The sequence below is a fragment of the Nostoc sp. PCC 7107 genome (genome assembly GCF_000316625.1).
Classification (GTDB): Bacteria; Cyanobacteriota; Cyanobacteriia; order Cyanobacteriales; family Nostocaceae; genus Nostoc_B.
The window spans coordinates 5,659,032-5,679,176 of record NC_019676.1; the positions used below are offsets into that span (position 1 = coordinate 5,659,032).

Sequence of the window (20,145 nt, forward strand, 5' to 3'; positions counted from 1 at the left end):
AGGGTGTGAGGGTGTAGGGAAAAAATAGATTACTCAGCACTCAGCACTATTCAACATAGGCAGAAACTTGAGATTTACTCAATTCATGTACTAAACGATGTGCTTGGTGTAGGTAGAGGGGATGTTGCAGAGTGGCGGGTATTTGATTCATTAAAGTTCTCGCCAACTGCATATCGCAACCAGTGACGCGTGAAATCACAGCTGCGCCTTCAAAGGCGGCTTCTGGGGAAATGGTTTTTTCCACGCGCACCCAGCATTTACCTGTTTTGATAGTTCCGCGTTCGACTGCTTGTAGTCCTTCAATGGTGGCTAAAACTATTAAGCGATCGCCCACAATTAATCTAATATCATCAGAAGGCATAAACTTGGGTGTATACTGGTTCCCTCTCAGATGGAAAATTGGCACTAGTCCGTAGCCATAAGCAACATCAGCGATTAATTTGCCATTGAGGGTGTCGTCAGCTTCAATTTGATATTCGGTAACTAAAGTTGTCTGGTTATCTAAACGAAATAAATTTAAAATATTTTCGCCAAATGCTGCACCGACAAAAGCTTCGGCGGCTAATTCATATACTCCCAAAACTCTCGCATAAGGTAGCAGGGTTGCCACATTTTCACTAAAGCCTGGGTCAAAGGTACGAATGACTAAGTTGGCTTTGGGGTTGACGGTGCGTGCTTTTAAGGCAATTTCTAAATTTGTCACTTCATCATCGGTGACGACAATAACACTTTTGGCAGTTTGAATGTTGACTTTAGTTAAAGCACTGTTGATGTTTCCCAAAACTAAGGGCATTTGGGGTAACATTCCCGGTTCGATATCTTTGGTATTTACACCTACCAAGGGTTGTTTGAGTTCTTGCAACAACTGGGCGACTCTTCGACCGACTCTCCCCATCCCAACTATGACTACATGGTCTGTTTTGGGAATGCGGGGACGACGTTTAGAAAACTGAAATCTCGCAGATAAAACACGTTCGGTCATTAAAGCGTAGAGAATGCCGACAAACAGTGTACCAGTAATGCTCATGGTAATACTGAATAAATGCAGCCACCATGTAATTACAAAAGGTATTGTTTGCTGACCAAATAAATCACCATAGCCGCCGAGACTTAATACAAACGCCACATTCAGCGCATCTTGCCAAGTTATTTCGGGATACTGTGATTTATAAAGCAGTGTTCCTAACAAGAACAAAATCACCAAAAATAATGCACCAACAAAAGCAACTCGACGGGTTTGAGTACTTTCTTCCCAAAACTGAGTTAATTTATGGCGGAGATTTTGCAATTTTATCTCAGTGACAATCTCATTCCAGAATTGTCCTAATGTGTGCATCTCTTTTGGGGAATGAGTAGTGAGATTTTCAGTTGCTTCTACATAGAAAATAGAGTCTCCGGGAATGACTTTTGCATCTGGTTTCCATTGATAGAAACCTTTGGGTAGAGGTTTTCCACCCCTAGCGTGGACAAGTACGCGGCGATGATTAGTATTAATTTCGGAAAGACAACAATGACTCCAACGATGGGAACCATTGATGTGTACTCCGAAAACTTGCAGTAAACGGTTATCTAAATTAAAAAATCCTCTGGTTTCACAGCCTAATGCGGCTAAAGCAAAACTATTAGCTGGTAACTGCGTCGCTTCAAAGGCAATAAAATTCCCCAAACTTTGTTGTAGTAACTCATTCAGGTTATCTTGGGCGGAACGGATAACTAAACGAACTTGAGGATTAAGCGATCGCGCCGCAAATGCTGCGGCTATATTCACGCACTCATCACTTGTTACAATCAAAATAGCCCGACACTGTTTAATTCCGGCTTGTTCTAATATTTTTGGTTGGCGACAATCACCAGTGACTAATTTATCTATACAATCTGGTAATTCAGGAATTTCCCAAGTTTGAGTTTTGATCTCTTCAATAGCATTGACTTTAACGCCAAATTCCTTTAGCAAAGATACGCAATATTGCCCTAAACTGCCCAGTCCACAAACCAAGAAAAAGTTCGTATCTATTGTTGTATTTTGTCCCATTATCCCAAACCAAATAGTTGAGAAATTACAGGTAATAATTTATTTCAATCTGTTATCAATTTGATGCTTAAAAAGTATTAGATACTTTGTTTGATCCCCCCTATCCCCCCTTTTAAATTGGGAAATAATTCTTAAAGTTCCCCTTTTGAAGGGGGATTTAGGGGGATCTATAAATCTTGTATACAATACCAACAACTTTTCAGACATCCTTTTAATAATTATTCCAACCCAAATAGCTTATTTTCAAATAAGGACTGGAAATGAAAAAAATATCTTTCTCATTTCCCATCCTCAAGTAACTATCGCCAATCTTCCCAGTTTTGATTAAATATTGAAGTGTCAGGGAAGGCGGTAGGATTACCATTTTGCTCTAACAAGCGTTTCAATGCTTGCAGTTGTGGTTCTGGTTTGGGTAAATCATCCACTATTTGGTATGGTGCAATATTATTTTTTAAGGCGAAAGCTACTACAGTTCCCGCCGCAGCACCAGAAGACCATTCAAAGGAATGTACCCGATAAGCAGCCGCAGCAATATGACTAGTAGCGATACTCTTACCACCAACGATTAAATTATCAATTTTTTGGGGAATCATTGCCCGTAGTGCAATTTGAAAAGGATAAGCTTGTCCCGCGCCGCGTCTTTCTCCAGGGCGTTCTTTGTTATCTGGGGTTTCTGGTGGACTTTGCACCATACAGGGGTGAAAGTCGATGGCGTAGTGACCGATACCTACTGCATCTGGGTAAATTGTCGAACGGCTGCGGCGTAATGCTTTATCTGGTGAGACTTGCCCAGTAATTACTGATGCGGCTTCTAAGCCTGCCAGTGTCGCTTTTAACTGCCGATAAGTATCCGCCGTTAAAGTTTTGCGGTAGTACTCATCGTTGTAGTTGCGGCGAGAAATATCAACTTCCCAAATAGTAAAGCCTTGAGGCTGTCCCCAACTGGGGCGACCAATTATCCGCCTACCTTCTCGCATATAGGGATATTTTGATAAGCCGTGTACTGTTCCCATTGGCGATTTTAACCCGGTAAGTAATCGATTTCGCGTTTGCGGTTCTTTCACACCCTTACCTAACTGAGAATCTGTGGTTCCAGCTACTAACCAGTAATAATATGCCAGGGCGTTTTCTTCACCTTTGCGGAGGGTTTCTGTTCTGAGTCCGCCCATCCAACCACCTGGTTTTAACTGTCCAGCCGCTTGCAGTTGTTGGCGAGTGTAAACTAAGTTATCTTTGGCGGTGCCTGGACGGTAATCGTTACCCCAAGTCCAGTTTTGCATGGAGATATCCCCTGGGGTGGGGGCGGTGAATCTCACGCCGTTGAATTGTGTGGGTTGCCCTGGGGTGGGGTTCCAGATGCGGCGGTAGGTAAAAACTAAACCAAAGTTGGCTAATCTTTTTAATTCATAGCTGAAATATGGTGAATACTGTAAATAGAATGGGGGCATTGTTTGGGGTTGTGGTTCCCTGGTAGCCTCCATTGCAAAGGTATAGGTAAAACCTTGAGTACAGTAAGGATCATTACTGGCGCTAGAAGAAGAGGGTTCAAGGAAAGAACGCCCATCAATACCCAGACGATAGGGAACATCTGCTAGGGCAATAATTTCGCCAGTTTCGCTTGCGTCAACAACATACCACTGAGGAGATTTGCTGGTGGTTGATTTTTTGCTAACTTTGGGAACAAAGCGAATAATCTTTTTGCTCAAGCGAGATGAGTTTTGGTATTGGTAAGCATCTTTAATTGTTTGCGCTAGGGTAAAGGTGTTGAGGGGTGTTGCGCCTTTAGCTGCTTGATGTTGAATAGCGATCGCACTATCAATGATTTTCCCACTAGAATTAATATTTACTTGCTTAATTACGGTATTAGGAAACCATTGCAACTTCCCTTTGCCCTTTTTTTCGGCATCTTTGAGCATCTGCTCCATAATTATGTGGGCATCGCGGGGTAAAAAACAAGAGTCACTTACCCAGCACTCACCAGGGTTAAGTTTGCCGTAATGGCGTTGAATTCGGTTGCGTAATTCAGTATACCCGCGAGAATAGAATTGGCGATCGCGTTGGGTTGGTCTTTCATCTAACGCAGATGTCCCCTGAGAAGAAATTTGTCCCCCCAACCAATCGGTAATTTCTGTTAAACACACTGTTCGTCCTGCTAGTAACCCCTCGTAAGCTGTGGCTACCCCAGAAAGTCCACCACCGACTACTAACATCTCACAATTTACTGTTTGATCTGGGGTTCTCGGTGGTGCAGCAACAATAGTAGAGTTAGGTAAAAAAGATGTTGAGATTAAGCTAAGACTGAAGAGTGTTGCTTGAAAACCAGCTACTATGCGTCTGCGCTTCATGATTTGAGAACTCTTTCAACTCCTGTGCCAACTTGTAGACGGTACCATTTCCGAAATGTTCACCACAAGTCACTGTAGATAGTTGTGCAGAGGGTGGACAAAAATTTGTTCGCCCTACAGCATCAACAACCGATAACGAAATTCTGTTATAGATTGGAAAAAGGCACAAACTCATCGAGATGGTTGTGATGTACAGCAAGAATCAATTTGTTTTAGCATTAGTCTTGAAAAGCGCGATCGCATTTTCACCCTTGCTGCTGTCTGCTGGTTTGGCTAGTGGACAAAGTATACCACCCATCGTCAAAGCACAAACTGTAGCCCAAGTACTCTCTACTCCAGAACGGGAAGAACTAAACCAGCTGCGAAAGCAAGTTCCATCTAATGGGAATCAGACAACTATCTTACTTAACGTCTGGTTAGTTATACTCAGTCTATTTCCTGTCGCGGTGATTGCTTTATTTTGGCTGTTACGTCGAGTCGCCATTCGAGAAATTGTTGATAGAGCAATGGGACAACTACAAGGCATAGAAAAGTTACAAAATCAGATAACTATTGTTAAGCAAGAAGCCGAAAATTTGATTCAAGAAGTCAAAAAAATCAATCGAGAATTAGAAAATGAATCGGCAACTTTACAACAAAATATAAAACAAGAACAAGATAATTTATCTACTTTCTCTGCTGAATTAATACAATCAAAAAATAGTATTTTATCTAGTTTAGAAATAGAAATTAATCACCTGCAAAAGCATATAGAAAATATAGAGGCTGAATTTAGTAGTCAATTACAACAACTTCAATTAACGGCTGTACAAAAACGCGATACAAGTTTAGAAAATATCGGGAACTTAGAATCTGATTTTGCTTCGCACATTTCCGAAATCAAATTAGGCACTGAAAAGCATAAACATTTAACTTGGGACTATTTAGAAAAGTCTAAAAATGATTTTATAGCGCAAATCACCAACTTACAATCTGATTTGCAACAGCAAAAAGATGTCTTAATTGAGGGTTTATTAAAAACTCAAGCAGACTTTATCTCAGAGTTGGCGGGAATTAGAGTAGATGCGGAACAACAAAGAGATAAAACTAAAAACAATATTTCCGAATTAGAACAAAGCTTTAATTTACATATATCGGGATTAAGCTCTGATAGTCAGCAAAGCAAAGATAATTTACTAGAAGAATTAGGTAAAATTCAAACAGAATTTATCTCGGAGTTGGCGGGAATTAGAGTCAATGCAGAACAACAAAAAGATAGAACACTGCAAAATATCACCGAATTAGTCAATGGTATGACATCTCAACTATCTGGTTTACCATCGGAGTATGAGCAACAAAAACAGGTTTTATTAGAAGATTTAGCAAAATTACAAGTAGCAGTACAATTAGATATCCAAAACCAGAAAGATTTAATCATCGAAAATTTGGAAAAATCAGAGTTAGAGTTCGCTACACAATTTTCAGAGTTGCAGATAAATGCTCAAAAACAAAAGTTATTCATCCTTGAAAAACTCGAAAAATTAGAAACGGAATTTGTAGCGCAACTTTCAGAGCTACAATTAGATGCTCAACAACGCAAAGAGTTAATTCTGCAAGAAATTACCGAATCAAAAGAACAACAAACTCCAGAACCGCAGGTATCCGTAGAGGCTAATTTACAACAGGGTGATGATTTATTTGCCCAAAGGCAATATGAAGATGCGATCGCCTGCTACAATCAAGCAGTTAAAATCCAGCCGGAGAATGCAACTGCTTGGTTGAAACGTGGTTTAACTTTTGCTAGATTAAAGCGTTATCAAGATGCGATCGCCTCTTATGATCAGTCTATCAAGCTGCAACCAGATTACCATCAAGCGTGGTGCGATCGCGGCGTAGCTTTCGGTAATCTCCGCCAGCATAAGCAAGCCTTTGCTTGTTTTAATAAAGCGACGAAAATCAAACCCGATGATGCAACGGCTTGGTTAAATCGTGCCTTGTCTCTCATAGAATTGGATGAATATGAAGAAGCATTAGCTTCATTTGAGCAAGCTTTAACATTCCAACCAGAATCTCCGAAACTGTGGGATAAACGCGGTTATACCCTGGTAAGATTAGGGCTAGACGATGATGCGATCGCGGCATTTAATCAAGCCATAGCCATTAAACCAGATTATGCGATCGCTTATTACAACAAAGCAGCTTGTTATGCACTGCAAAAACAAGCTGAATTAGCAATTGAATGTCTGCAACAAGCAATTGAAATTAATCCTAGATATAAAGAAGATGCAGCAGAGGATATTGATTTTGATGAAATTGCCAATAATGAAAGATTTCAGCAGTTAATCACTAGCTAGTTAGACTAAATTTGTTGCCTCAACCAATTACGAAAACTTCCATGATAAAGACTATAATATATTTCTGTGGCTATTGATTCCAAACAGAGAAACTCACGCCACTTATCTAAAATTACCTTGATTTCATATTCATCTGTATCTAATCTTGCGGCTATCATTGCTGTTGAGATTGATTCTTCTTGAACTAAGATATTTAACACCTGTAAAGCTATTGTTTGTTGGTTACTAGCTGCTAAATTCATCTTTTCTAAATGATTTTGATAATAGAGTTGTAAGTTCGGGGGGTAAATATCTTCCTTAGTTGCTGCTAAGATTTCGCTAACATACATAAAATTTGTTTCATCATGATCAAAACCTTGTTTTATCATGTTGAGCCAAACATCGCTGAGATGATGATTAGAATAGCTTGATTCATTTAAATAAGTTTTAATATATTCTTGGATATCAGCACGATTTTGTTCTAAGTAGACTGATAAATCTAAAGATTGGGAAGGGGTTTCAATCAATAAACCTGATTTATCTGTCAAAAAAGGACGACGAGTGAGGATAAAATAAACTTTTTCTGGGAGATAGCGGGGTAAATAGAAAATATTTGAGCCGCTTGGTTGATTGTTGATATCAATTCTATCGCAGCCATCGATTGTAATAATTAAGCGTTGTGGATAATGCAACTTGTCGCTGATTTGTTGCAGCAACAACGATAAAAAACTACTATCTTCTCTGGTATACTCAATCAAGTCCGCAGATATATTTTTTATCCCTTGATTTTGAGAAATTTCTATTAATTGAGTGCAAACCTTAGTCAGGAATTCTTCAACGCGACTTTTACCCAAAACCTCGACATTGTAATAAACAATTCCGGGATTTTGGCTGACATAATGAGCAATAATCGCACTCTTACCAATACCCGGCTCACCAATAATAGTAAAATAGCCCCGGTCATATTGATTAAGAAAGTTGTTGATAGCAGCAAAGACAAATTCACGCCCGACAAAGTTGTAATTTTTAGCGTTAATAATTTGCTGAAATTCTAGGGAATATCGAGGAATATTATTTGTATTTTGGGTGATGTTATTCACGTTTTAATCACCTTCTAACACCAGAAAATGAACACGCCCGGATTGTTCTCCTGCAACAATTATCAAGCCATCTGGAGAAACAGCACAACATACAATAGATGTATCACCAATAAAAGTAGAAATTTCCTTTCCTGTCTCTAAATCCCACAATTTTATCGTCTTATCATCGGAACTAGAAACGGCTTTTTTGCCATCGGTAATGATAGCTACTGACCTGACCCAGTTTTGATGACCAGTCAAAGTAGAAATTTCCTTTCCTGTCTCTAAATCCCACAATTTTATCGTCTTATCATCAGAACCAGAAAGAGCTTTTTTGCCATCTGGTGTAATTGCTACTGTTTTGACTCGATAAGTATGACCAGTGAGGGTAAAAATTTCCTGACTTGTTTCTAAATTCCATAGTTTTAGCGTGTTATCCCAAGAACCAGAGATAGCTTTTTTACCGTCAGGAGTAATAGCTAAAGACCAGATTGCACCTCTATGACCTCTGAGGGTAGAGATTTCTTGACCTGTTTCTAAATCCCACAATTTCAGAGTGTTATCTTCTGAACCAGAAAGGGCTTGTTCACCGTTTGCAGTAATAGCTACTGCCCATATTGAACCTTGATGACCTCTGAGGGTAGAGATTTCTTGACATGTTTCTAAATTCCACAATTTTAAGGTGTTATCGGATGCACTAGAAAGGGCTTTTTTGCTATCTGGGGTAATAGCTACTGCTGTTACCCAACCTTTATGACCTGTATTTGCATAAGCTTCTAAAGGAAGAGTAAAGATTTCCTTTCCTGTTCGTAAATCCCAGAGTTTCAAAGTTTTATCATCAGAACCAGAAACAGCTTTTTCACCGTTTGGAGTAATAGCTACTGCATTTACCCAGTCGTTATGGCCTGTTTGGGTAGAGATTTCCTGGTCTGTTTCTAAATCCCACAGTTTCAGGGTTTTGTCATCTAAACCAGAAAGGGCTTTTTTGCCATCTGGGGTAATGGCTACTGCATTTACCCATTCGTTATAACCAGTAAGGATAGAGATGGACTTTCCTATTGCTAAATCCCAAATTTTTACAGCTTTTTTGCCATCTGGAGTAATGTCTAATATATTTGCAGCGTCGTTATTAGAACGTTTCTCAGGAATAGTAGAAATTCCTTTTCCTATTTCTAAATCCCATATTTTTAGGGTTTTATCATAAGAACCAGAAACGGCTTTTTTACCATCTGGGGTAATGGCTACAGTCCTTACCCAATTGTGATGACCAGTTAAAGTAAATATTTCTTGACTTGTATCTAAATCCCAGATTTTTAGAGTTTTATCATAAGAACCAGAAACGGCTTTTTTACCATCTGGGGTAATGGCTACAGTCCTTACCCAATTGTGATGACCTCTAAGAGTAAATATTTCTAATCCAGTTTCCAAGTCCCACACTTTTAAGTTGTGGTCATCAGAACCGGAAACAGCTTGTTGTCCATCTGGTGTAATTGCTACTGCATTGACCCAATTGTCATGACCAATGAGAGTAAAGATTTCTAACCCAGTTTCCAAATCCCATAGTTTCAGGGTATGGTCATCAGAACCAGAAAGGGCTTTTTGTCCATCTGGTGTAATTGCTACTGCATTGACGCAGCTGTAATGACCAGTCAGGGTAGAGATTTCTTTACCTGTCTCTAAATTCCAGAGTTTCAGGGTATGGTCATCGGAACCAGAAATGGCGGTTTTGCCATCTGGTGTAATTGCTACCGTATTTACATAGCTGTAATGACCAGTGAAAGTAAAAATTTCTTTTCCTGTCTCTAAATCCCACAGTTTCAGGGTACTGTCATCAGCAGCAGAAATGGCTTTTTGACCATCTGGTGTAATTGCTACTGCACTTACCGAGTGATTATGTCCTGTGAGGGTACGCAGTAGTTTTCCGTCTGGAGTCGTTAAGCTGGCTGTAAGCGGACGGAATCGCGGAATTTCACTTTTACTTTGGACTGCATCTGCTAAAATTTTCTGGATTTCTGACTGTGGGAAAGCCTGTAATCTTCCCCATAATTGCCCGACTAATTGGGTTTTATCTTGATTCAAAACATGGGCGGATAACTGTAAAGCACGTTTAATTAATTTCAGAGTTTTGATTTTTTCTGGATCTAGTTTCTCGTCTGCTTCTAAGTTCGCCAATATCTCTGGATCATCAATCAAATCATAATCTCTAATGAGGGCTTCTACTCCAAAGTTTGGATATTGAATTTTGAGAGCAATAAAATCAAAATCTGTGAGAGTTTGATAATATGTTTCTGAGTTTCCTGCTTTTAATTGTTTTTCAGGGAATTGACCCATAAACAAGTTTTGAAATTCTGGTGATTTTGCAGCTAATTTAGTAGAAAGTTTACCCATTTATGCCATCTCGTTGAGCATATACTCAGCCATACTTTTATTAACTTCTCTAAACAGTTTGCGTCCTTTACCTAATTTATCTTGTCCTTTGAGAAACTCTAAGAAACTCCGATGATAAATACTATAGTAAATTTTTCCTTCTTCTACATTGACTTTCGGTGTTACATATTCAACCCAATCATTTAACACCGATTTCACATCATATTCATCTTCATCAAGAATTTCTGCAATCATTCTGAGAGATATTGCTTCACCTCTTTCTACCAAGATATAAAGTATTTTTACCTTTTGTGCATTAGATTCATTATCCATCCCCATCCGCTGCCAATGAGTTGTATAGTAATCTTGCAGACCTTGGGGTAATCCTTTTAAAGTTAAATCGTTATATTTACCTTCAGAAATTCCTGGTAATAGATAGCGTAAATATATGAAATTATTTTCACTCTTAACAGCTATTTCCTGAGTAAAAGTCTCTTCTGAAATATGGCGATCGCTAATCCAAGTTTTCAGTTGATGATCATTCTGCAAAAAAAGTTGAATATACTCTTTGACATCTTCCTGACTCGCAGCTATATAATCACTTTTTGTTAAATCTAATTCATCCACAGGCGTATCAGGAGACAACGTTAAACGTTTAGTTTCTTGAGTATAAGGTCGTCTAGTCAGGAAAAAATAAACCCCATCAGGGAGATTTTGAGGTAAATCTAAAAGATTACTATTTCCTGCTTGTTCTACTTCATCCAGTGCATCAACAACAATGACAAGTTTTTGTCCTTTGAGTTCTTCACTAGCTTTTTGTAGTAAAGTTCTTAAATCAGCGTTTTCTGAGTTTTGCAAAGCATACCGCTTAATCAATTGTTGACGGATGTTAGCTAAAAACTGTTCTGGTTTATTGCGTCCTTCGGCGAAGACATTAAAATAACAAGGACATTTGAGCATCGAAATATATTTAGCCGCGATCGCACTTTTTCCCATCCCTGCATCCCCAATCACGGTAAAATAACCTTTGGGTTGAGTGGCGAAAAATTTATTCATCGCTTTGAAGACAAAATCACGCCCACAGAATAAGCGAGTTTTTTCAAAAATTAAGGCTTTAAACTCTTTGGGATAAACATCTAGATTCCAATCTGGATAAGGCTGATATTTAGAAGATTTAGTTTGTTTAGCAACTGCAATAAAAGTTTCCCCAAATTCTTCTAATTCTGCCGAAAAATTAACTTTACTATGAATAATCTGTGTTTTTAGTTCGCTATTTTGATACAGAAATTTTTTGGTATTTTCTACAAACCCAAAGGCATTATTATTACTATAAGCATCCCAAAAAAAATCTTTAATTACTTTCTCTCTCAACAAATTTAAAATTGCTTCTGGCTTAAATACTCCATACTTTACCAGTGTGTAAGCATAAACAGTATCAACGTCATCAATAATTTGAGTAGGATTGAGTTTTAATTCTTGTAAAACTTTGATAACAGCTTCGTTTTTCTGAGCTTGTTTAATAATTAGTTGACTAGCTTGAGGTGCATATTTCTTAATTACTGAAGTAATGACAGCAAACTCTATCATAGTTTATACTTAAAGACTACTGACAAAAATAAACTAAACTATACAATAACCCTTCTTGAACTAAGATTATACTTATATAAGTTTTTTGTATATAATTTAACATAACTAATGTATATTTTCTTCTCTGGAAGTCCCTTAATTGGATAGTTGCTTTGCATGAGTGTCAAGTATGGGTCGAAGAACTGGTCGGTTTCAGTCGCACGCTTATACAGTAAGCTCTTTAACGCCCTTATCGTCCCTTGAACTCTTTAAGAATCCCACGGCTAAAAGCCGTGGGGAGTATCAAGTTAGGGCTACAGCTTCGTCTGTGGATAAAACGGTATTGGCAATACACCCACAATTGATCAATGCTTAATTTCTAATGCTTTAAAACAATTCGATAACGAGCCTTCCCTGCTTCTAAATGAGCGATCGCTTCATTTATTTGGCTAAAATCAAAAGTTTCTGTAACAGGTTCAATGCCATGACGCGCAGCAAAATCGAGCATTTTTGCGATTGTTATCGGGCTACCTGTAGGGCTACCCGATATGGATTTTTGCCCAGCAATTAAAGGAAACACATAGGCTTGAATTGGACTCGGTACGACTCCTACAAAATGTAATCGTCCTTTGGGACGCAGTGCATTAATGTATATTGCCCAATCTAAATCAGCATTTACTGTTGAGAGAATCAAATCAAACGAGTTGGTAACAGACTCGAGCGCTTTGGCATCGCGGGAGTTTATGAAGTGATTTGCTCCTAACTCACGGGCTTCAGACTCTTTATTTGGATTGGTTGAAAATGCCGTGACATCACATCCCCAAGCTTTTAGAAATCGTAGTGCCATGTGTCCAAGCCCCCCAATCCCAATTACACCAACTCTATCAGTTGGCTTGACATCGAATTGAACAATGGGGTTGAATACAGTAACACCTCCACAGAACAGCGGACCTACCTTAGCGGGATCAACTGCTTCAGGCAGAGGAATCACCCATTCTTCATGGGCGCGTACCTTATCAGCAAATCCGCCATATCGACCGACAATCGTTTGCTCTAGGGTTAGGCATAAGTTGTGATCGCCGGACATACAATATTCGCAGTGCATACAAGAATGGGAAGACCACCCCAATCCAACACGCTGACCGACTTTGAGCGTGGTAACGCGATCGCCAACAGCTGCAATCATTCCCACAACTTCATGGCCAGGCACAAAGGGATATCGACTGATGCCCCAGTCATTTTTGAGCATACTTAGGTCGCTATGGCAAAGTCCGCAATATTCAACATTAATTTCCACTTCTTGGTCTTTCAGCACACCTGGATCGTATTCAAATGCTTCTAGTGCTGCACCTACTGTGTTGGCTGCATAAGCATGAATCATGTTTAATTTCTCCTGTTCAAATATCAATTCTTGAAAGACTTAATCTGTATTATTGTGCAAATCCTGTTAAAACTAACGTGCCGATCGCTCGTCCAGATTCTAAATGAGCATGAGCTTGGGCGAGATTGTCTGGAGTTGAAGCTCTTAGATTCTCTATCATGGTGTGTTGGATAATCTGTCGATCTACCAATGTAGAAACTTCTTTCAACAAGTCATGTTGAGCCTGTATATCATCTGTTTCATACATCGGGCGAGTAAACATAGATTCCCAGACAAAGGTTACACTCTTGCTCTTGATTAAATTCATGTCCAAGGGATTTTCTGTTTCTACAATCGAGCAAATTTTAACAAAGTCGGGGTTCTTTTAATTCACGAATTATGTACTACTATAGTTATATTATCTATGCGTTCCGACAGATATCTGCCTTTAATTTCTTCATTGAAAAACTCACCAACAGAGTCAGCCTCATGTAAATCTTCCCAAGTTTCAGGCTCAACTTCGGCATATTGATAAACTGCGCCGTTGTGAAACTCTACTTGTAAAATGCGATCGCTCTCATTATACCCAACTGCGATCGCCATTGATGAGCTAACTGGTAGCATCGCAATTGGTTCTTCCACAATAGGAAGTGTTGCTGTTTCTGCCACAATCTCACTCAAGTGTTGCAAACCTTCGTAAGCTTCTATTGGTGCAGGAATTTCTAAAAATTCCAGTTCATCACCTCTATCAAGCAATAATTGCAAGTATCCCTCAGAATGAGCGATCGCCACTAAACTGCTCAAGTCTACTTTCGATAGCTTCATTAACTTGGCTCTCCTGCTGGTGTAGTGGTGGAGTGTAATATATTTACACAATCAGCAAATTGATTAGTATATTTGTACTATAAAAATATTTAATCGTCAAGTTTTTTTACCGTGTCTTCATGAATATGAGGAAGCAATGGTAACACCAAGGTAAAGCAAACCTCTCTGGTGCGTGATTCAACAAAAATAGAGCCACTTAAAAGTTCTACTAGTTTTTTCACCAAAGCCAATCCTAAACCAGTACCGCCAGCGCTTACATGTCCCATATTGGGGATGCGGTAGAATTTGTCAAAAATGCGAGATAGTTCAACTTCAGGAATTTCTACACCAGAATTAACCACGCAAAGATGCAGCTGATTATCTTGTTGGTGAGCAGTGACTGTAATATTTTCGCCTGGAGGTGTATATTTACAGGCATTTTTGACTAACTCACGCAGAATCCGGCTCAAACTAGATATATCGGTAGTTAGTAATGGTAAATCAGGAGCCAATTGAATTTGCAAATTTTGGTGCTGTTGTTGAGATTGAATCATAAATACTTCGATTGTGTAGAGAATCCAATCAGACAAATTGATAGTTGTTAATTGTAAGGGATAAAATTCAGCATTTAAATATTGCAAATCCAGTAAATCTTGAATTAGCTGGAGTTCGCCTGCTGACTCTTCATATAAAATTGCCAAATACTGGGATATTTTGTGATTATGTTGCTTGAGGCTCGTTAATTCTGCTTCTAATAACTGGATAAATGATTGAATATTAGCAATAGGATTACGTAATTCATGAGAGATAGAACAGAGAAAATCATCTTTGAGTTGATTCAGTCGTTGTAACTCTTCAACCTGTGCTTGAGCAGCTTGATAAAGTCGAGCTTGACGGAGAGCGATCGCACATTGATTTGCTAACTGTTTAACTAACCTTACTTCCAGTTCATCAAAGGCTTTTGTTACTGATTTAAACAACCACAAACTACCCAAAATTTTTTGATCATCAAAAATTTGGCATAATAAAATAGCATATTTCCGTTCATTCTTATCCTCGCTATTGAGAAAATACCAGCAAAATTGAGTGCAGTGTTCTGTCCGCAATTTTGTAGGAAATCCCACCCAGCTTTTTACTTGTTTAATACAATTAATACCCCAATCAATATCACTATTATTTCTATACTCATGAGCAACAGCACAAGTTTTTAAATCATTATTGCAAATAGTTGCATAACAACAATCTAGTTCCAAGCCAACTACCAACTCTGCCACTGCTGCCTGCCAAATTTTTTCTTCATCCAAACTGTCACGAACTGTATCTGTAATTCGTTTTAATCTTGCCTCAAATTCTAGAGATTTTTGTAATTCCTCAGTACGTTCGATAATTTGTTTTTCAAAACTCTTATTAAGTGCTTGCAAAGCTGCTTGTGCTTGTTGACGTTCTTGAATTTCTTGATGTAGTTGGTGGTTTTGAGTTATTAGTAATTGCCTCTGCCGATAAATAATTAATTGATTTTGTACCCGTGCCAAAACTTCCAACTCTTGAAAAGGCTTAGTAATATAGTCGGCTCCTCCTAACTCAAAGGCTTTAATTTTATCTATAGTTTGATCTAATGCACTAATAAAAATTATTGGAATATTAGCGGTTTTTTCTTGTGATTTTAATTGCTGACAAACTTCATAACCATTGAGTTCTGGCATATTAATATCCAGTAAAATCAAATCAGGTGGTTCGATTTGTGCAGCCTGAATTGCTATTTTACCGCTAACGGTTTTTTTTACCTTAAATCCCTTAGACTCAAGTATCTTGGCTAACAAACGTAGATTATCTGGGGTATCATCAATCAGCAAAATTAAAGCAGAATGAATAGAAGATGATTTAAATAAGTCCATAATTTAAAATTTTTGTCAAATGTAACTGAATAATGAAGAGAAGAATATCAAAAATTAGTGCAAAATCTCTTTTGTCAAGTTAATAATAGTCTCTAGATGAAAGTTATCCACTAAATCTTTTAATGCAGCAGCAAGCTGAAGCTTGTTTGCCGGAATTTCTTGGAAAAGTTGATAAAGTTTTTCATCATCTATCGTTAGTGCGGCTTCATGAACTTGAACAATCCAATTTGTTGGCATATCTGCTAAATCAGATACAGTTAATTTTTGAGATTGGTGTTTTAATTCTGGCGAAGGTTTTTGCTGATTTTCGGCATAAATGTAACGCACACCAAGATACTGCGACATTTTGTCAAATAGAACAGTTTCGTCAAAAGGTTTGGCAACAAAATCATCACAGCCTACTTGCAAAATTTCTTGTCTGTCTTCTTCAAAAGCACTCGCAGTTAAAGCGATGATTGCTAAAACTTTACTTTGAGTATGAGCGCGAATTTGCTTAGTTGCTTCATAACCATTCATCACAGGCATTTGTATATCCATCCAAATGAGATGCGGTTGCCAAGCTTTGCAGATATCAACAGCTGTTAGACCATTCTCTGCTGCACACACCTCAAAACCAACAAACTTCAGTAGCTTTACCATCAACTGACGATTTTCTACAACATCCTCAACAATTAAAATGCGGTATTTAGGTTGACCAGGTTCTAAACCAATGACTCGCCTGGTTAATTGTGTAGAAGGCAAAACATCCACTTTATCTACAACAGTCATCTGCACACTGCAAGTAAAGGTTGAGCCTTGACCTAAAACACTCTGAGTGCGAATATCACCCCCCATTAATCTGGCAAACTGACGACTAATGGCTAGTCCTAAGCCAGTACCCTGCATAAACTGTCGTCCACCTTTAGCCTGTGCAAATGCTTCAAATATTAACTCTAAATCTTCAGCGGCAATTCCTAGTCCAGTATCTTCAATGGCAAATTCTACATTTATCTTGTCTGATTCTTTGGGAAATGAAGCATGATCAACATAAGATACTCGCAGTGCCACATAACCAACAATTGTAAATTTGATAGCATTGCCTAGCAGGTTAATCAGTATTTGTCTGAGCTTACCTTCATCACCACAAACATATTGATTTACTTCTGCACTCAAATCAGTAATGATATTTAATCCTTTATCTGAGGCTTTCAAAGCAAACATTTCTTGAATTGAGTAAATCAAACGATACAAATCAAAACAACTTTCATTTAGGGTTATTTGACCGGCTTCAATTTTCGACATTTCTAAAACATCATTAATTAAAGCTAATAAATGTTCACCACTACGGCTAATAATATCTAAATGCTCTTTATCACTTTGAGATAAAGAACTATTCCGGGTCATAATTTGGGTGAAACCTAAAATAGCATTGAGTGGAGTACGCAATTCATGACTCATCTTCGCTAAGAATTGACTTTTAGCACGATTGGCAATTTCTGCTTGTTCAGCTGCTTGTTGAAGCGCTACATGGGAAAACTCCAGTGCTGCCAACATCAAGTTATTTTTCATTTCCTGTGCAACTTCAATTTCAAAGTTTTGCCAGGGATAAGATTTATCTTGAACTGTTTGTTTCCACCGTTCAAATGACTTGCGTGGCGTTAGACGCAAAGTTTTATTTGCAGCCACAGAAATTGATGTATGAGGATTACCAGCCCAATTAACCGTTTGCACTTGCTCAGGTCGTAACCAAATAATATGGTAAGATCTTTGGTTAAGAAAAATTGAAATTGCCAGAATGCCACTAACTTTATCTTTGAATTGTTTAGCTGGGGGATAGAGTTGTGGTAAAGAATCAGTAGAAAAAATCTCTGGTGGTTTTTGCTCAGAAAGCCAATTTATTAGCTTTCTCATTTCTGTTTCAGTAGGAGTTTGACCAATCAATGTTAGTTGTTCTTCTAATAATATCGCAACCCCTTGAGCTTGGACTAAATTTAATAAATTGGACTCGTTGCGTTGAAAAACATTGCCGATATATTCCAATTTTTTAGATAATGCTTGCCTAAGTTGTTCTTGAATTGCTTTAACTTGTTGGCGATAGGAATTCAATGCTCGTTCTTTCTGATTGAGTAATTCAACCGAGGCAAACTGTCCAATAAATTCACAAATTTTGCGTGTTTCATAATCAATTTTTTTAGGTGTGTAATTATGACAAGCAATTAAACCCCAAAGCCTATTTTGATTGATCAGAGAGATACACATAGTTGCTGTAACTCCCATATTCTGCAAGTATTCTATATGCCAAGGTGAGACGCTTCTTAGTGTTGCTCTACTCAGATCTAAGGATATATGGGGCGGAATTAATTGCACTGGTTGATAATTTATATCTGGAATTAGCCGCAACCATTTTTCGTAGTAAAGTTGTCTAGCTTGGGCTGGAATATCAGAAGCTGGATAGTGTAGTTCTAAATAACTTTCTAGATGGCTTTGCTTATCTTCGGCAATCACAACTCCGCTGTAGTCTGCTTCTAATCTATAAAGCATGACCCGATCAAACTGAGTAATTCTTCTAACTTCTTCGACAATAATTTGAAATAGTTCTGAGGAGTTTTTAGCCCTAACTATCTGAGAAACTGTTGTTTCTAAAAGATGATAATATCCCAGGAACAGACTACTTTTTGGATAGGAATGTGGTTCTAATTCTAAGATTAAAACATTGTGCGATCGCTTGATAATTCCGAGAAAGACTTTCGGAGAATTTTCTCCACCAATGTTATGCAGTTCAGATTTTAATTCAAACAGATGAACAAATGTTAAAGTTTTTTGTTGGAGATAATTACTAATTAACTGGATCTGCTCTAATGAAAAAAGGTAATTTAAATCTTTACCAATCAAATTTGCTGCGGTAATACCAAAATATTGAGTAGTATTGTCACTGGCTTGAATAATTTTTAGTTGTGTTTCTTCTAAGGCTAAAAGTACCCCATGTGGTTGGATATAACCAGGAATATGAATTGGCTCATGATTACAGTCAATAATATCAATTGTGTCTGAATTCAACATTTTGAAATTTATTTTTTGATATACTGCGATGATAAAAAATCTGATAATTGTGGCAATTCTGGTGTTATGTAATTTATTATCAATGCTTATATGATATTTTTCGTGAAAAAATACTTGAAATATGCGCCTAAACCGCCCTAATTTGATACTTTAAATCTTGAAAAAGCAACGCCGACGATACATTCCATAAAGAATTGTCCACCAAAATAAAACCATGATTATGGCAAATATTAGTGAACCATTAAACGTCCCAGCCCACGGTCGAAATAGGTGTTCATAAATCCAGGTATAAGTTGTGCTGCTGCCAATTTTAGTTTTAAGTAAAATTCTGGTAAATATGCCAGAAGCCACAAACAAAAAGATGGCATTTAGTCCCATCACTTCTAATGGTAGTCCCCAGCGTCTAAAATGCCGGACTTCTATGAGTTCATAACATAAGGCTAAAGTGAGTAATGCCCAACCCGCAGTAAATAAAACGTAAGAACTTGTCCATAGTTGTTTATTAATGGGGAATATAAATCCCCACAATTGCCCAATAATTAAAGTAATTAAGCCAAAGATTACTAAATTGATACTAGTACGGCTTTTAATTGGCTGAGTGCGTAACCAATCACCTGTAAAATAGCCTAAAAAGACGGTAACAACTGCTGGCAAAGTACTAAATAAACCTTCTGGGTCAAAAGAACCACTACGATAAATATGTTTACCGAGAATTATCCGGTCGATGTAGCCGCCAAGATTACCTTCAGGAGTGAGATTCCCTGCGCCAAAGCCGGGGACGGGGATAAATTGCATTGCTAACCAGTACCCAATGAGAATAACGGCTGCTAGTATCCATAACCCACGGCGGGAAAGGTTGAGAACTGCTAGTGCTGCAATTACATAAGCGAGGCTGATGCGCTGTAAGACTCCCATAATTCGCAGTGTGCTGAAATTGGGAGTTATACCTTTAATTAACCAATCGAGGGTTAATGTAAACAACGCCAGAAACAAGCCAAGGGCAAATAATATCAGTCCGCGGCGGAGAATGCGTTGATAGACAGTAGCCGTCGGGCGATTTTCTGGGGTGTACTTGGCGAAAGAAAACGGCATTGCGACACCGACGATAAATAAAAAGAACGGGAAAACTAAGTCTGTCGGTGTGCAACCGTGCCATTCGGCGTGGTCGAGAGGCGGATAGATATAATCCCAACTACCGGGATTATTCACTAAAATCATAGAGGCGATCGCAATTCCCCGAAACACATCGAGGGAAACAAGGCGCGTAGAGGGTGTAGAGGAATTTTCCATAACGTTATAGTTTAATCTGTTCAACGCTCCTCCAAAATTTTTGTGAACATCAAAGA

The 20,145-nt window shown here is 38.3% G+C and carries 12 protein-coding genes; 1 reads left to right on the top strand and 11 read right to left on the bottom strand.

The window, feature by feature from the left end:
• Positions 1 to 46: 46 nt before the first annotated feature.
• Together NOS7107_RS24160 and NOS7107_RS24165 are read right to left on the bottom strand one after the other, a co-directional pair.
• Positions 47 to 2,032: a TrkA family potassium uptake protein gene (locus NOS7107_RS24160; protein ID WP_015115558.1), complete on the bottom strand. Its 1,986-nt coding sequence runs from the start codon at positions 2,030 to 2,032 to the stop codon at positions 47 to 49.
• Between the two features lie 299 nt (positions 2,033 to 2,331).
• Entirely contained in the window at positions 2,332 to 4,377 is a 2,046-nt protein-coding gene (locus NOS7107_RS24165) for an FAD-dependent oxidoreductase (protein WP_015115559.1), read from the bottom strand.
• A 188-nt stretch (positions 4,378 to 4,565) separates the two neighbouring features.
• Here NOS7107_RS24165 and NOS7107_RS24170 point away from each other — a divergent pair, with 188 nt between their 5' ends.
• The gene (locus NOS7107_RS24170; RefSeq protein ID WP_015115560.1) at positions 4,566 to 6,710 is read left to right on the top strand and encodes a tetratricopeptide repeat protein; all 2,145 of its coding nucleotides are present in this window, start codon (positions 4,566 to 4,568) and stop codon (positions 6,708 to 6,710) included.
• A gap of 5 nt (positions 6,711 to 6,715) precedes the next feature.
• On the opposite strand, the gene NOS7107_RS24175 is transcribed toward NOS7107_RS24170, so the two are convergent.
• The 9 genes from NOS7107_RS24175 to NOS7107_RS24215 form a co-directional block, all read right to left on the bottom strand.
• Positions 6,716 to 7,789 carry an ATP-binding protein gene (locus NOS7107_RS24175; RefSeq protein ID WP_015115561.1) on the bottom strand — a complete coding sequence of 358 codons (1,074 nt, stop codon included), beginning with the start codon at positions 7,787 to 7,789 and terminating at the stop codon, positions 6,716 to 6,718.
• Between the two features lie 3 nt (positions 7,790 to 7,792).
• The gene (locus NOS7107_RS24180) at positions 7,793 to 10,156 is read right to left on the bottom strand and encodes a WD40 repeat domain-containing protein (RefSeq protein ID WP_015115562.1); all 2,364 of its coding nucleotides are present in this window, start codon (positions 10,154 to 10,156) and stop codon (positions 7,793 to 7,795) included.
• Positions 10,157 to 11,722 (bottom strand): ATP-binding protein, encoded by a 1,566-nt coding sequence (locus NOS7107_RS24185; protein ID WP_015115563.1) that lies wholly within the window; start codon positions 11,720 to 11,722, stop codon positions 10,157 to 10,159.
• A 358-nt stretch (positions 11,723 to 12,080) separates the two neighbouring features.
• Entirely contained in the window at positions 12,081 to 13,082 is a 1,002-nt protein-coding gene (locus NOS7107_RS24190) for an NAD(P)-dependent alcohol dehydrogenase (RefSeq protein ID WP_015115564.1), read from the bottom strand.
• A gap of 49 nt (positions 13,083 to 13,131) precedes the next feature.
• Entirely contained in the window at positions 13,132 to 13,389 is a 258-nt protein-coding gene (locus NOS7107_RS24195; RefSeq protein ID WP_015115565.1) for a zinc-binding dehydrogenase, read from the bottom strand.
• Positions 13,390 to 13,451: 62 nt separating this feature from the next.
• A complete protein-coding gene (locus NOS7107_RS24200) occupies positions 13,452 to 13,886 on the bottom strand; it encodes a KTSC domain-containing protein (RefSeq protein ID WP_015115566.1) in 435 nt (144 codons plus the stop codon).
• A gap of 89 nt (positions 13,887 to 13,975) precedes the next feature.
• On the bottom strand, positions 13,976 to 15,760 hold the full coding sequence (locus NOS7107_RS24205; RefSeq protein WP_015115567.1) for a response regulator: 1,785 nt from the start codon (positions 15,758 to 15,760) through the stop codon (positions 13,976 to 13,978).
• A gap of 54 nt (positions 15,761 to 15,814) precedes the next feature.
• Positions 15,815 to 18,799: a response regulator gene (locus NOS7107_RS24210; RefSeq protein ID WP_015115568.1), complete on the bottom strand. Its 2,985-nt coding sequence runs from the start codon at positions 18,797 to 18,799 to the stop codon at positions 15,815 to 15,817.
• A gap of 150 nt (positions 18,800 to 18,949) precedes the next feature.
• Positions 18,950 to 20,089 (bottom strand): acyltransferase family protein, encoded by a 1,140-nt coding sequence (locus NOS7107_RS24215; RefSeq protein ID WP_044500298.1) that lies wholly within the window; start codon positions 20,087 to 20,089, stop codon positions 18,950 to 18,952.
• Positions 20,090 to 20,145: the final 56 nt, after the last annotated feature.